Annotated in this window: 16 protein-coding genes; 15 read left to right on the top strand and 1 reads right to left on the bottom strand. The window is 55.8% G+C overall.

Annotated elements, in window-relative coordinates; all coding sequences use genetic code 11:
• Positions 1–97 precede the first annotated feature (97 nt).
• Positions 98–985, top strand: coding sequence for a DUF6030 family protein (locus ATY77_RS09225; protein WP_088687069.1), 888 nt, complete (start codon positions 98–100; stop codon positions 983–985).
• A gap of 59 nt (positions 986–1044) precedes the next feature.
• On the opposite strand, the gene ATY77_RS09220 is transcribed toward ATY77_RS09225, so the two are convergent.
• On the bottom strand, positions 1045–1419 hold the full coding sequence (locus ATY77_RS09220; RefSeq protein ID WP_190237604.1) for a hypothetical protein: 375 nt from the start codon (positions 1417–1419) through the stop codon (positions 1045–1047).
• Between the two features lie 202 nt (positions 1420–1621).
• Between ATY77_RS09220 and ATY77_RS09215 the strand changes: the two genes are divergently transcribed.
• From ATY77_RS09215 to ATY77_RS09150, 14 genes are all read left to right on the top strand, one after another.
• On the top strand, positions 1622–2695 hold the full coding sequence (locus ATY77_RS09215; RefSeq protein WP_088687068.1) for an endo-1,4-beta-xylanase: 1074 nt from the start codon (positions 1622–1624) through the stop codon (positions 2693–2695).
• Between the two features lie 31 nt (positions 2696–2726).
• Positions 2727–3878, top strand: coding sequence for a glycosyltransferase (locus tag ATY77_RS09210; protein ID WP_088687067.1), 1152 nt, complete (start codon positions 2727–2729; stop codon positions 3876–3878).
• Positions 3878–4411, top strand: coding sequence for an acyltransferase (locus ATY77_RS09205; RefSeq protein ID WP_088687066.1), 534 nt, complete (start codon positions 3878–3880; stop codon positions 4409–4411). Before ATY77_RS09210 ends, ATY77_RS09205 begins: the two co-directional genes overlap by 1 nt.
• Positions 4412–4468: 57 nt before the next feature.
• A complete protein-coding gene (locus ATY77_RS09200; protein WP_088687065.1) occupies positions 4469–5398 on the top strand; it encodes a glycosyltransferase family 2 protein in 930 nt (309 codons plus the stop codon).
• Positions 5399–5404: 6 nt separating this feature from the next.
• Entirely contained in the window at positions 5405–6301 is an 897-nt protein-coding gene (locus ATY77_RS09195) for a polysaccharide pyruvyl transferase family protein (protein ID WP_088687064.1), read from the top strand.
• A gap of 161 nt (positions 6302–6462) precedes the next feature.
• Positions 6463–7965, top strand: coding sequence for a lipopolysaccharide biosynthesis protein (locus ATY77_RS09190; protein ID WP_088687109.1), 1503 nt, complete (start codon positions 6463–6465; stop codon positions 7963–7965).
• Between the two features lie 30 nt (positions 7966–7995).
• Positions 7996–9027, top strand: coding sequence for a polysaccharide pyruvyl transferase family protein (locus ATY77_RS09185; protein ID WP_088687063.1), 1032 nt, complete (start codon positions 7996–7998; stop codon positions 9025–9027).
• A 10-nt stretch (positions 9028–9037) separates the two neighbouring features.
• Positions 9038–9844 (top strand): galactosyl transferase, encoded by an 807-nt coding sequence (locus tag ATY77_RS09180; RefSeq protein WP_088687062.1) that lies wholly within the window; start codon positions 9038–9040, stop codon positions 9842–9844.
• A 61-nt stretch (positions 9845–9905) separates the two neighbouring features.
• Positions 9906–10874 (top strand): glycosyltransferase, encoded by a 969-nt coding sequence (locus ATY77_RS09175; RefSeq protein WP_088687061.1) that lies wholly within the window; start codon positions 9906–9908, stop codon positions 10872–10874.
• Between the two features lie 91 nt (positions 10875–10965).
• Positions 10966–11940 carry a glycosyltransferase family 2 protein gene (locus ATY77_RS09170; protein WP_190237603.1) on the top strand — a complete coding sequence of 325 codons (975 nt, stop codon included), beginning with the start codon at positions 10966–10968 and terminating at the stop codon, positions 11938–11940.
• On the top strand, positions 11937–12821 hold the full coding sequence (locus tag ATY77_RS09165) for a glycosyltransferase family 2 protein (RefSeq protein ID WP_088687059.1): 885 nt from the start codon (positions 11937–11939) through the stop codon (positions 12819–12821). The genes ATY77_RS09170 and ATY77_RS09165 overlap by 4 nt, the downstream gene beginning before the upstream one ends.
• The gene (locus ATY77_RS09160; protein WP_088687058.1) at positions 12818–13801 is read left to right on the top strand and encodes a glycosyltransferase family 2 protein; all 984 of its coding nucleotides are present in this window, start codon (positions 12818–12820) and stop codon (positions 13799–13801) included. The genes ATY77_RS09165 and ATY77_RS09160 overlap by 4 nt, the downstream gene beginning before the upstream one ends.
• Before the next feature lie 232 nt (positions 13802–14033).
• Positions 14034–14492, top strand: coding sequence for a glucuronosyltransferase (locus tag ATY77_RS09155; RefSeq protein WP_088687057.1), 459 nt, complete (start codon positions 14034–14036; stop codon positions 14490–14492).
• Positions 14489–14965 (top strand): glycosyltransferase, encoded by a 477-nt coding sequence (locus tag ATY77_RS09150; protein ID WP_088687056.1) that lies wholly within the window; start codon positions 14489–14491, stop codon positions 14963–14965. Before ATY77_RS09155 ends, ATY77_RS09150 begins: the two co-directional genes overlap by 4 nt.
• Positions 14966–15001: the final 36 nt, after the last annotated feature.

Genomic DNA, 15001 nt, shown 5'->3' with positions numbered 1-15001 from the left:
TGCCGACATGAAGCCAAAGATATTTAACGGATGCCTGTATACTGCTGGATTTAGACAGCCCGATCGAAACCCTTCTCGCGTTTCGGAGAAGACAAGCTTGCCCGATACCTCGCCCGCATATGCGAAACAACCGGTGAAAAAACCGCGGCTTCCCGTGGTTTTCTGGTTGTTGCTGGCGATTTCCCTCTCGCTGATCATGGGAACGGTGCTTCTTTCCAACGACATGAAACACTTGAGGGAGGCCGGCCGTTACTTCGGCTACGATCTCTTCCCTCAGGAGGTGAAGCCGCCTCCACCCAAGGCCCTCCCCCGGGCGGCGCCGCCGGCCACGTTCAAGCTGCCTTTGCACGTCATCGAAACGCCCATGGCGCAGACCGCATCGGCTTTTCTGCGCACATGGCGGATATCCGGCCCGGCCATGTGCGCGGCGCTGCGCGATGCCGGCATTGAGACCAGCGAGTGGGCGGCGGCAAGCTTCAACGCCGATACGTATGAATGCTTCTTCGAGCACAGCGGCAAGCGGGAGAAGGATCAGCTTCCGAGCTCCATCTTCGTCATCGTCCGCGGCGACGCCGCCGGCACGATCAACAATATGCGCGTGAAGATCATCAATCCTCAGACCGATCAGCACGGCCAGCTCGATCCCGGCATTCTGCGGATTTTCGAAACCATGCTGCGTCAGCCGCAATGGCTCGATTTCCACGAAACGCTGAACGCGATCCAGAATTTGCGGGACGTCAAGGAAGACGGCTTCGGGGCCAACATCAACTTCAGCCGCGAGGTGCTCAACGAGGGGCGGTATAATTTCACCCTTTCGCTCGATCCGACCTCGCCTCCCCAGAAAAGAACGAGGAATTATTTCTCCGAGAGAAGATGGCTCCTCTCGCCGGACCCTTCGGGCAAGACCGGCGACGCGCAGTCGGAAGCGGCAGCCGAGCCTCCCGATCCGGCCGCACAGACGGAAGACCCGCAACAGCCGCGTTAGCGCATATCACCACGATATGCGAAAACCAGGAACTGGAGCCGCAGCCGGGTCAGGAGCCGTCAGGCCATGCGGCTTGCATCTTTGTGATGCCGGGAGAGGAGCTTATAAAGCTCCGTCAAACTGTCGGGATCCGGCCGTTCCGTGCTGTCGCCGCCCGTCAGGCGCCAGACGCGTTCGACATTGAGGTCCTGCGTGACCTGCGCAAGGTCGTCGTTCAGCGACTGAATGACGACCGCCGATTGCCGCAGTCGCGAAGAGGCGCTGACGAGCGCTATAAGCAGGGCGAGAATGATGCCGATGACGCCGAAAACGAGGGCTGAGAACAGGCGATCATCGAGATGGGATAGGTCGTTTCGGGCAGTCGCCATAAAAAAAGCGGCATTTTGAAATGCCATATGAAAACAGCTCGTCAGATAGCTAACCCAATCTTCCATCAAGAGCGTCCTCCACAGCGGCTTATATCTTGGAGCATGCTGAAAAGTCTAGAGAATACTGCCAGAGCCGCCCCACAGCGGAAGTATATTCGAAGTGGTATTACCCTATTGATTTGAGCGCGAACCGTGGAAGGATCGGCGCCGCCGAACCGGGCCTCGAGCGCCACCGCAGACGTGAAACCAGCGAACAGTGAGAGAAAGAATGAATAGAAGACGTTTCCTCGCCTCCGTTCCGCTCGCCCTGTTATATGTCCGCGCCGGTGACGCGCTGGCGCAAGTGGCGCCGTCTGCCGGGCTGCGCGCCCTTGCCGACAGGAAATCGTTCCGATTCGGCTCGGCCATCGACGCCGGGGATATCAACGACCCCGTCGCTTCGCAGCTCTACATCGACAGCGTCAATTCGATCACGCCGCGAAACGAGTTGAAGTGGAACGCGACGGAAAAGAGGCCCGGCGTCTTTTCCTTCGGCCCCGCCGACCGGATCGTCGCGTTTGCACGCAAAAATAATATGAAGGTTTATGGCCACACGCTAATCTGGTATCGCGTCCCGGATTGGGTGTCCGCCATCACGGATGCGCAGACCATTCGGACGGCAATGAACCGTCATATAAAACAGGTTGTCACTCGCTATAAGAGGTCGATCGATGCTTGGGACGTGGTGAACGAGCCGTTGGAGTATGATGCGCCGGATCTGCGGGATTGTGTTTTCCGACGCCTTCTTGGCGACGACTATATCCGCATGAGTTTCGACATGGCGCACGAGGCCAATCCCGGCGCGATGCTCGTTCTCAACGAAACGCATCTGGAGAAAAAATCCGACGTGTTCGAGCAGAAGCGCACGCGCATCCTGAAAATCGTCGAGGATCTCGTCGCCAGGAAAACGCCGATCGGCGCCGTCGGCCTGCAATCGCATTTCCGCCCCGGTCTCGATAGGATCGATCCGGAGGGAATGGGCCGCTTCTGCGCGGCGCTGAAGGATATGGGCGTCGGCGTTTTCATCACCGAACTCGATGCCTCCTGCCACTTCCTCCAGCGCGACAAAGGCTTCACGCCGGCCTCCTATGCCGAGATCTTCGGCAACGTCATCACCGTCGCTGCCGAGCGTGGTGACTTGAAAGGTGCCACCGTTTGGGGCATGTCGGAGAAATATGGCGAGCTTGACGAGAAGGACACCAATCCCGGCGCGGCATGCGCGAAGCGCGTTAATCTTTACGACGAAAACAACGATCCGAGAAGTTCGGTTGATGGCATCAAGCGGGCAATAGAGGCAATGTGATCGCCAAGACAGCGGAGACGCGAATAGATTCATGAGAAAAGCCGTTATTTACGTGGAAAAATTTTTGCCTGCCAGCCAGGCATTTGTTCTCAACCAGGCGGTAGCATTTCGTTCGTTCGAAGCTGAAATTCTTGCCGGTTCGCGCATCTCTTCCGCCCACACCAAAAAATCCACTGTTCCGGTTCATGACATCCGTCGCTCGCCCGTGGCGCGGGCCGGCGAGCTGCTTCTGAAAATCCCGCAGATCGGCCTGCCTTTTCTTTTTCCGGCGATCGGCAAGGCGGATCTCGTCCACGCCCATTTCGGCAAGAACGGCTATGTCATCGGCCCCCTCGCGAAAGCCGCCGGCAAGCCGCTGGTCACGACCTTCCACGGCTTCGACGCCACCTATGGCGGCGATCCGAAGAAGCCGGGCGGCTTCAACCAGGTGCGCTTCTTCGCCAAGGGACGCCGGGAGATGGCCGGCTGGAACAGCTGGAACATTGCCGTTTCCGATTTCATCCGCGACCGGCTGCTGGCGCTTGGATTCCGCCCCGACCGTGTCTATCGCCACCACATCGGCATCGATCTCGATCTCTTCAAAATGGAGCCGCGTCCACGAAAAAAGGGACTGGTGGTTTCCATTGCCCGTTTCGTCGACTATAAGGGCCACCGCTTCATGATCGACGCGCTTTCACGCGTGGCGGCCGCCGGCACCCCGGTTGAATTCGTCATGGTCGGACAAGGACCATTGAAGGAGGAAATCGAAGCCTTGGCGCGTCGTTCCTTGCCAAGCGTCACGATCCATGAAAATCTGTCTCAGACTGAGATAAGGGATCTGCTCGCCAGTGCGGAACTCTATCTTCATGGCAGTGTGACCCTCGATAACGGTCATGCAGAAGCATTCGGCCTCGCCAATCTGGAAGCCGAAGCCGTCGGTACTCCGGTTGTCGCATTTCGCTCGGGAGGTGTGGGCGAAGCGATCGAAGAGGGGAAAACTGGTTATCTCGTGGAGGAGCGGGATGTCGCGGGCATGGCGGAAGCGGTCGGAAGGCTGCTCAACGACCAGGCCCTGTGGACAGCCTTCAGTGCGCGGGCACCGCTTCTGGTGGCCGAGCGCTTCGACATACGTCGTCAAACGGGGATGCTAGAGGACTATTACAGTTCCGTTCTAGACGAATTTGCCAGCCGGGGTCAGACTTGATGGTGCAGACAGGAAAGAAGCCGAAGTGGGGACTGAACGTATTTCGGCCGCTGCGGAACGGGATCGTTAAGGCCAAGTGGCTCTATTATACGAAATTCTGGGGCATGGACATCGATCCGACCGCCAGCTTTTCGCTCAGCGTGCGCTTCGACAAGACCAATCCGAAGGGATTGCATATCGGCGCCGAAACCTATGTCGCCTTCGAAGCCGCCATCCTGACCCACGACCTCACGCGCGGGCTCTATCTTCATACGAGGATCGGCAAACGCTGCTTCATCGGCGCCCGCAGCATCATCCTGCCCGGCGTCGAGATCGGCGATGAATGCGTCATCGGCTCCGGCTCGGTGGTGACCAAGAGCGTGCCGCCGCGCTCGCTCGTGGCCGGCAACCCGGCAAAGATAATCCGCAGCGACATTGAAATTATAGCGCGCTACGGACGGATGAAAGAGGCCAGCGGCTACACACCGGAAACGCTGCGCAATCTCGCCGGCGCTTCGGAGGAAGCTTCACCCGTAACGCGATCGGCGTCGTGATCAGCGGCACAAGAAAGCCTTCACAGCACTGCAGCGACAAGAGTCGACGGGGCAAGAATGACTAAAGTATCGGTTATCATCCCATGTTTCAACGCAGAGGATTTCATAGGGGAGGCGATCGACTCCGTTTTGAAGCAAACCATTGCCGATCTGGAAGTGATTGTCGTTGACGACGCTTCAACGGATGGCTCGCGTAGCATCATCTCTTCAAAAGCGAACGAAGACAGTCGAGTGGTGCCCATCTTTCTGAAGACGAACGCCGGCCCTGCTGCAGCGCGCAACGTCGCCTGGACAAAATTGACGGGAACTTGGGTCACCTTACTTGATGCTGACGATCTCTTCCTTCCTGATAGGCTAGAGCGTCTCGTCTCTTTTGCGGAGACGCAAAATGCTGATGTCGTCACCGACAATCTTAGTGTTCGGCATTTTGGTGATGATAAGCATATTGCTGCGGCATTTCCTCAAGTCGCGTCTGGCGCAATCCTTAGGGTCGATCGTTCGTTCTTCTTTCGAAATGTTTGGACCGGGCCGCAGAAATACGGAATGGGCATTTTGAAACCCCTGTTTCGCGCAAAGTTTATCAAAGAACATTCCATCTGCTATGATGAGCGCTATCGCATAGGGGAAGATATGCTGTTCTATATGAGCTGCATTCTAAGCGACGCAAAATATTATATTCTTGGCGACTGCCTCTACGTCTACAGAAAGAGAGCAGAATCTATAAGCAATGCTGGCGAACATATTTTTACAACACTCGCTTCGATATGCGGTGAAGTACTGTCTACAGATCGAAGGTTAACAACTGAAGATCGGAAACACCTTAAGGCGGGCCGCCGAGGAATGCTGGAATATTTCCATTGGAGGCAGCTTCGAACGCTTCGGAGGCAAGGAGATAAGATTGGATTTCTGTCATACGTCATCAAGCGACCGTCCTCGTTAATTTTCATGGTCAGAATGAGCTTGGCTTGGCGATTGAATAGAGGATAACCGCAAATGTTCTTGTATTATTTCAAAGCGTCGGTTTCGAATTTTGGAGATGAGTTGAACGCGTGGCTTTGGCCGCGGATCATGTCAGAAGTAAAATTCGATGAAGATCAATCAACGGTTGTTCTGCCTATCGGCTCGATCATTCAGGATACCTTCCCAACAGCCTCTCATAAAATAGTTCTGGGTTCGGGCTATGGTGGTTATGCGCCCAAACCGACAGTCGACAAGACCTGGAGCTTCTATTTCGTGCGTGGACCGCAGACGGCGGAAGTATTGGGTATCGATCCTAAACTGGCGATAACCGATGCCGCCATATTACTGCGGGCGAGATCCGAGCTACTAGAACCCCGCCCGAAAAAGCATCCTGTCTCATTCATGCCTCACTGGGAGTCGGTGCTTTATGGGTCCTGGAAGGAGATTGCTGACGGGGCTGGCATCAACATCATCGATCCCACTGCCGACGTCGATCACATACTTGAGGAGTTGCGAGCAACCGAGGTTCTGGTTACTGAAGCAATGCATGGCGCAATCGTCGCGGATACGTTGCGGGTTCCGTGGATACCGGTTGTTCCAACCGGACCTGCGCACCGTTTCAAGTGGATGGACTGGTGCCGTTCCATGAATGTCGTATACGAGCCGGATAAGATTGGCCCCTCCACCACGATGGAATGGGTAAAATTAACCAAAATATCTCCCAACCACCTCGCCCGTCGGGTGACGCGTCGTGCTGGATGGATTGTCGACCCATTTGTAAGAACCAGCGCCATCAAACAGCTGAAGAGAATTGCAAAGCTGCAGCCTGTTTTAAGCAGCGATGCAATCTGCATGCAAAGGGCCGAGCAGGCCTTCGAAAAGCTTCAACTTTTTCGCAACGATTACGCGAGGGGCGCCTTTGACATGTGAGACAAGTGCCCTCACCCACAAGCTCGATTCGAAACGAGACTAAGCATGATCATTTCAATCACCCTTACGATCTGCCGCTCCTGTTGCGAGCATCGCAAGATTGACTGGGCATGCTTCCCGCTCGAATGGTCACACTCACCGATATGCGGAGCCGATTGACTATGAAGAGTGTCACTGACAGGCTTATAAAGGGCAGCGTATGGCTTAGCTTTTCGCGCGCCATCGTTAACGGACTTTCGGCGCTGAGCACCTTTGTCTTAGCATGGTATCTGGCGCCTTCAGATTTTGGTCTCGTCGCGATCGCAACGACAATTCAAGTTATCTTGAGTTCTGTTACAGATCTTTCTCTTGGCCAGGCCCTAATCCGACACGAATCGCCCAGCGAGGTTCATTTCAGTGCGGTTTGGACATTGAGCGTGACCCGAAGTGCCTTACTCGGTCTGGTGTTTGCTGCAGGTGCCTATCCAATCGCCGAGTTTTACAGCGAACCTCGGCTGGTCGGTGTCATGTTTGCTCTGAGCTTCAGCCTGTTCATGAGTGGTCTGGCAAACCCGCGTCGCGTCATGCTCCAGCGCGATCTCATATTTTGGCAAGAATTCGTGCTCAACGTCTCGCAAAAGCTGGTTGGGTTCATCGTAACCGTAGCAATTGCCGCCGTCTATCAGAGTTACTGGGCTCTTGTTATCGGTACGCTCGCCTACCAGGTGACCAACATCATCGTATCCTATACCGTCTTGCCGTTCTGGCCACGAATAACCTTTCGGCATGCGCGAGAATTGTTTTCCTTCTCGCTCTGGCTGACGGCAGGACAGATCGTCAACACATTAAACTGGCGCGTCGAATATCTGCTGATTGGCAAGTGGCTGGGTGCCACGGAACTCGGTCACTATACCGTTGGCAATACGCTTTCGACACTCCCAACCCGTGAAGCTACCGCGCCGCTGAACCAAACAATTTATCCCGGCTTTTCTAGAGTGCGCCATGATCCCGTTCGCCTTACCGCAGCCTACCAACGCGCGCAGGCGCTTTTGGCTGCAGTGGCGCTACCGGCGGGAATTGGCATGGCGGTGGTGGCCGACCCTCTGATGAGGCTAGCCCTAGGAGAGAAATGGGTTCCCGCGATTTTCATTGTGCAGTCGCTAGCTTCAGTCTTCGCCTTGCAGACTCTTGGTTCGCTTGTTCAGGCACTAGGAATGGCAAAGGGCCAGACTAAATTGCTGTTTATCCGCGATTCTCAGATGCTGATCACTCGGGTACCCATTATCATTGTCGGTCTCTTGCTTGCCGGGCTTCCAGGCGTGATCTACGCTCGGGTGCTGACTGGACTGATCTCCACTGTTGTCAACATGATTTTGATCAAACGCTTGATCGGGCTACCTTTTTTCCAGCAGCTCGCGGCCAATTTCCGCGCGCTTGTTAGTGTCGCTTTGATGGCTGCCGGCGTCTGGGGGTTGTCGCAAATCCTAAGCATCCCGACCGACAAACCGGCTTTGGCCCTTCATCTTGCTATTCTGGTTATTACCGGAGGCATCATCTATGTCGGATCGAGCTTGGTCCTCTGGGTCGCAATGAAGAGACCGAACGGTCCTGAGACCGAAGTCCAGCGGATTGTTGTCAAAACGCTGTCAAAAGCCAGGCGTATCGCCATCCCAAAGTCAGCCTAATAGTTAACGAACATCAACAAGAGAGGCAGAATGACCAGCCAATCCAGATCGGAGCTGATAGCAAAACTCAACGGTATGATCCACGATTGCCTGAGAGACTATGTCTCAAGCGATGAACCACTTGCGATCCTCGACTTTCCCGACATTCGAAATTGCGGCGACTCGGCGATCTGGTTAGGCGAAATGGCTTATCTCAAGCATCGTTTCAGCAAACGTCCGGACTACGTCTCGAGAATAAGAGACTTCTCTGCTGAGGAATTGAATCGGCGCGTTCCGACCGGCCCGATTTTCATTCACGGTGGCGGCAATTTCGGCGACATCTGGGTTGCCCATCAGGATTTCCGCGAAGCGATCATGGAGCGTTTCCCAGATCGGCAGATCATCCAGTTCCCGCAGTCGATCCACTACGGTTCGCCTGAGCGCGTCGAGCAGTCGAAGCGGGCGATCGGGCGTCACAAGAATTTTGTTCTGCTCGTGCGAGACGAAGAATCGAAGGAATTTTCCGAAAAGCACTTCGACTGCACCGTCCGGCTGTGCCCTGACATGGCCTTCGCTATCGGCTGCCTTCCGGACAGAGCGACCCAGTTTGCTGTGCTCGCGATGTTGCGAGAGGATGCGGAACGAGTCGGCGGCTCCGATCGCAAGATTCCCTCCGATATACCGGTGGAAGATTGGATTACAGAATCGAAACGGAAAGTGGATATTGCCAAAAAACTAGGGGCGGTGTCGGCTTTTCTCGCGTTAAAACCAAGCGAATTGGCCCTGCGAACGCTAGACGCAGCGGCGCACAACCGCTTCGAACGCGGAATTAGTCAAATTTCGCGTGCCCGCGCAATCGTCACCGATCGCCTGCACGTCCATATCTGCTCGCTATTGCTCGGCCGCCCGCACGCGGTACTAGACAACAGTTATGGAAAGATCCGGCGGTTCATGAATGCCTTCTCCGGTGGAACCGATCTTTCATACAAGGCAACCTCGCTCGAAGACGGAATCGAATGGGCACGCAGCCAAGCCGCTAAGGGGCGTCTCGATGAAAAAGAAGCTGTAAGCTTGCGGGCATAGGGAGAATTCGATGCCACTTGTTACCTTCATTATCCCGGTTCGACATCAGGACAATGCCCGCGATTGGGGCAAGTTGAAGGCTAATCTTAGCCAGACGGTGAACTCTATATCCAATCAGAAAAATGGAGATTGGCGAGGGATCATCGTGGCGAACGAAGGAGCTGATTTACCTGTTCTGCCGGAGAAATTCTCCGCTGTTCGCGTAAACTTTCCGCCGAACGACCTGCATGAACTTGGAAAGGGCAGCAAAGAGGACTTCCTCGATGCCTTCCGCGCAGATAAGGGTCGCCGCGTCCTGAGCGGAATGTTGGCCGCTACCGACAGCCTCTTTTTCATGATTGTCGATGACGACGATTTCATCAGTTCCAGGATCGTTCAGCATGTATCGGAAAACCGGGACGCTAACGGATGGACGATTGACCACGGGTACATCTGGGACAACGGTGGCAATTTTCTGTTTGAGCACGACGACTTCAGCCATCTTTGCGGTACGTCACTAATTATTCGTGCAGACCTCTATCAACTGCCGCAACGGTTCGAGGAAGCTTCACTCGATTGGATCAAGTCGATGTTGGGCAGTCATGTCCGCATTGCCAATATTCTTGCGCAACGTGGAACGCCGCTGGCGAGGCTTCCCTTTAGAGGGGCCGTCTATCGGGTCGCTCATGGCGGTTCGCACAGCCGAGCGCCAAGTCTGATGCGGCAGTATTTCCTCAATCGCGGCGTGCTTCTAAAGCCGAAGCGATTGTTGCGCAATTTCCGCAAGCTGAGGATGGTCGGGGGCGGTTACAGACGCGAATTCTTCGGCAAGACGTGACCGCGACATCTGGTGGGAAGCTGATTGTTGATGAAACCCCAACGGCGCTCGGAGCATTCAGATGAGCAAAGTCAAAGCTACAATACTTTTCTCGACTTATAACGGCGCAAAGACTCTGCCAACGATGCTCGATGCGCTATGCGCCTCGACCCTTCCGAAAGACGAATGGAAAATCGTTGCGGTCGACAACAACAGCAACGACAACACTGCAGAAGTCTTGAACTCATATAAAGAGCGACTTCCACTGGAAGTTTATTTTGAGCCGAAGCAAGGCAAGCAATATGCATTGACTTTGGGCTTCCGCCATTTGGAGGGCGAACTAGTCATTTTAACTGATGATGACATTATCCCCGAGCCAGACTGGATCGAGCAATTTCTCGCCTTGGCGGACCAGCAGCCACATTTCAGCATATTCGGTGGCTTAATCGCGCCCGAATGGGAGGAAACGCCTGAGCCGTGGTTGATGAAATATGGTCATATGGGGATTCTTTATGCCCTGAATGACGATCTTCCCGAAGGGTCGATTTCCGCCGCATTGATATCAGGGCCGAATTCGGCCTTCCGCCGTTCCATTTTAGGGCCAGGCTATATAGTTCACGACGGCCTCGGCCCAGACGCCACTGTCGCTCAGTTTCCCATGGGTGAGGATACCGCTTTCGCTCTCAGGTTGGAGAAGAATGGAGCCAAGGCCTTTCACTCGCGGCGACCAAGGGTTCGGCACATTGTGAGGAAGGGCTATGTGAAGGAAGGGTGGGTTTTGCGGCGCGGCGAGCGCTATGGCATGGGTTTGGTTATTATTCGGCCAAATCTATTCGACGGAAAAACAAAAATCGGCGGTCTGCCTATCGGTAGCGCTTTGAGATGGCTTCTCATGGCGCCCGCAAGCTTTTTCGTGAAGAGATTTCCGTCAAGTGGCTTTCGTTTCAAACTGCTCTGGGCGCAGTCGGTAAGACAGGGAATTCTACGCCAATTTCTCAAACAGCGATCTGCGACGAATAACGCAATCTATTCTCAGGTTGGTACCGAATGATGACGTTCTTAAATCACGGCGTCGACGGGCATTGCTACAGCAATACGGGCAGCCGCCAGATTTTTCGTGCTTTAGGAGGCGAGTGGGTTTGATGGCCGATCCAAGAATTAGCGTCATCTTTTCGTCCTTTAACGGTGCTGGCAGACGGCTTCAACAGATGTTGGATTCCATGCTCGTACAAAACCTGCCATTCGAGCAGTGGGAACTGATTGCCGTCGATAACAACAGCAAAGATGAAACACGGCAGCTTCTCGATCAATACACGAAGAAGCTCCCAATGCTTGTCGTCAATCATGACCGCCCAGGAAAATCGGGAGCTATGAACGCAGCTCTGGCAGTAGCTCGAGGAGCGCTGATCGTTTTCACAGATGATGACGTCGAAGCAGATGTGAACTGGCTGAGCGCGATTGCCGCCTGCGCAGAGACCAACCCGGATTTTGGCGTCATCGGCGGACGCATTCTTCCGAACTGGGAGCATTATCCGCAAGGGAATCCGCTCTTGGACTGGATTCCGATGGGATCAACCTTCGCCATAGCCGACCAAGAATCCAGCGGCCCTTGCGACCCGACAAAAATCTGGGGGCCGAACACCACGATACGTCGCGAATTGCTTGGTAGCAATATCCGATTTCGTGAGGACATCGGGCCTCTCCCAGGCGGTCTTTTTGCAATGGGAGAGGATACAGAAATCGTGAGCCGATTGTCCCGAAGCGGCGTGAAAACGTATCGGTGCGCCGAGGCCATTGTTCATCATTGGATTCCGGCCTCGAGCGTTACCGAAGCTTGGGTCCAGAAACGTGGAGAACGTCTAGGCTATGGAATGCCGGCGCTTTTTGCTGAGGATATTCCGAAAGGCGTAAGAATTGGAGGAGTTCCGTTAAGGACTTGGATTGAGAGCGCCAATTGGGCAGTTCGCGCAGCGCTTCTTTATCCGCTGCCGAGATCGAAGAAGCGGTTCTGGGCGATCTGGAAGTACTACTATATGCGTGGCTACCGCGCTGGACTTCGCCGATACGCGCCGGCTGTAGGTCATCCTGGTCAATTGACACGGGAGGCTGCGCATTGAAACTCTCGGTGTTGATCAACAATTTCAACTATGGGCAGTTCCTGCGCCCATGCATCGACAGCGTTCTGTCGCAGACCTATCCCGACTTCGAGGTGATCGTCGTCGACGATGGCTCGACGGATGATTCCCGGAAGATCCTCGCGTCCTACGGCGACAGGATCCGGTCGGTGTTGAAGGAGAACGGCGGCCAGGCCTCGAGCTTCAATGCGGGCTTTGCGGCCGCAAGCGGCGATATTCTCTTTCTCCTCGATGCCGACGACACGTTTCTGCCCGGCAAGCTCGAGCGCATCGCCGAGATCTACGACCGCAACGAGATCGACTGGTGCTTCGACCGCGTAACGACCAATGAAGGCGATCAGCCTTCGCCGGAGCTGCAGGTAACGCTGTTCGACAAGCGGCAAACATTGCGCAAAGGCGGCTTTCCCTCGCTGCCCGTGCCGACATCGGGCCTGAGCTTCCGCCGCGACCTGCTGGCCCAGATCCTGCCGATGTCCGTCGCGAGGGATGTCGTACTCAGCGACAACTACATCAAATTTGCCGCCGCCTATCTCGGCCTCGGCGCGATCGTCGAAACGCCGCTGACCTTTCAGCGCATTCATGCATCGAACCGCTACACCGGCACGAACAGAGCAAAGACGCTGCGCCCGCGGATCATGATCGCAACCGGGCTGGAACTGGCGCGCCGCTATGACGGCCTGCAGGCGCTCGGCAAGAGCCTGGTGGCCGGCGGCATTGCCCAGACCACATCGCTGCTGAAGCTTCACAGCGAAGCGCGCGATACGGTTGCCGGCGGCCCGTTCGGCGAGAATGCGGCGACCGAAGTCGCCTGGATGGCGGCGCGCAAGCGTCTCGGAAATATGCTGCGGAGAGGCCAGTCATGAACCAGCAGGATGCTTCTCAGCAGTCCTCCGCCGGCGCCGCTCAGGCAGGCGCGGTGCCCTTGAACATTGCCGTCGGCGTGCTGACCTACCGGCGTCTCGACGGGATCGCCAAGCTGCTCGACGTGATGACACGCCAGATCAAGGATCCTGCCCGCCCCTACCATCTCACCATGGTGATCGTCGACAATGACGCGGCCGGCAGCGCAAGGGCCACGGTCGAGAGCTTCGGGCAAACCGGCGCCTACGACCTGATCTACGTCGTCGAACAGAACCAGGGCATACCCTTTGCGCGTAACCGCGCGATGGATTCGGCGCCTGATGGTACCGACCTCTTCTGCTTTCTCGATGATGATGAGTGGCCGGTCGATGGCTGGCTGGATGCGATGCTGGAGACGCGCGAAAAGAACCGCGCCGATTGCGTCTACGGCCCAGTGCAGCCGGTCTATCCCGAAAATCCGCCGGAATATTTCATCAAGGCGAGGGTCTTCGAGCGCAAGAAGAACAGCGACGGTCAGCGCATTTATTATGCCGCTTCCAACAACGTCATGTTCGATTATCCGCTGATCCGCTCATGGAACCTGCGTTTCGAAGAGAAGATGCGCTACACCGGCGGGACCGATTACCTCTTTTTCAATCAGGCCGTCCGCCGCGGCATGAAGGTTTTCTGGGCCGACAAGGCGCTGGTCTATGATATCGTTCCTGCGAGCCGGATGACCTGGAAATGGGTGTTGCGGAGGCAATACCGGCTCGGCAATACCTTCGCGGTCAGCGAGGTCCTGCATGGCAACCTCAAGCGCCGGATTTATCGCGCGGCCTATGGCGCCACGCGCGTGATGCTCGGGGTAGCCATGCTGCCGGCAATCCTGATTTCGCCCTATTGGGGCATGCGCGCCCTCACCCATCTTCTGCGCGGCGCCGGCATGGTCAACGGGATCCTCGGACATGCATACCAGGAATATAAGCCCAATGCCGCCCATTAGTATTCATTGCGGCTTTTCTTCTGCTGCGGATAGAAAAGTTCGCCAAACGCAGGCTTTCGGTAAATATCGTCAGATGAAACATTGTTTCGAATCGCGAGTTTCCACATGATCCTCAAGTTTCGAGTTTCGGTCAGTAATAGTAGAATTCCATTGAACTGCCACGATGGAGCCACGGTTTCGGTGGAACGGTCGTACGCTCTTATCGTCAGTCCAACATGGGGGATGCCTGTCCATGGATGAGAAGAAATTGAAAGTTCTCGCGGCTTCCTCGGGAGGCGGCCATTGGGAACAGCTCATGGCCATGCGCGGTGCATTCGAAGGCTGCGATATCGTCTTTGCAACGACCATCCCGGGACTGCTTGCCAAATACGACATTCGCGACGGACTGGTGCTTCCCGATTGCAGCCGCGACTCGATCACCATGTCGATCCGCTGCTTTTTCAGCGCCTTCGCGATCGTCGTCAAACACCGGCCCGACGTCATCATCTCGACCGGCGCCGCACCGGGGCTTTTCTGCCTGCTGGCCGGCAAACTCACGGGCAAGCGGACGATCTGGATCGATAGCGTCGCCAATGTCGAAAAGCTCTCACTCTCGGGCAAACTGGCCGGCCATATCGCCACGCTGTGGCTCACGCAGTGGCAACATCTGTCGCGGCCGGATGGCCCCCATTACGCAGGAGCCGTCCTTTGATCCTCGTTACCGTCGGAACGCAGCTGCCCTTCGATCGCCTCATCAAGGCTGTCGATAGCTTCGCGAAGGACTTGACCAAACCCGTGCTGGCACAGATCGGCAAGGGCACTTACACGCCGCAGAACATGAAATGGATCAAGAATATCGAGCCTCAGGACTTCGATAAGGTCTTTCGCGACGCAACGGTCATCGTCTCCCATGCGGGGATCGGAACCGTCCTCACGGCAAAGCGCTTCGGCAAGCCCATCATTCTCATTCCCCGACAGGCATCCCTCGGCGAGCATCGAAACGATCATCAGCTTGCCACGGTCAGCCAGCTCGAAGGCCGGCCGGGCATTTATGTCGCGCATACCGAGGAAGAACTCAAAAACTACCTCCTTCAGGACCTGGACAGCCCCTCCCACGAGGACCCGTCGGAAGCTGGCAGGGCTTCGCTGGTCAGCTACCTCAAGGGCTATCTCGCCGAAGTCTGAGCCGGAAGCCGCCGCAGACGCTGCCGGCAAGGCAGA

This window comes from Rhizobium sp. R634, from assembly GCF_002211305.1.
Classification (GTDB): domain Bacteria; phylum Pseudomonadota; class Alphaproteobacteria; order Rhizobiales; family Rhizobiaceae; genus Rhizobium.
The sequence above is the reverse complement of the archived record's forward strand: the minus strand, read 5'-3'. Positions and strand labels throughout refer to the sequence as shown.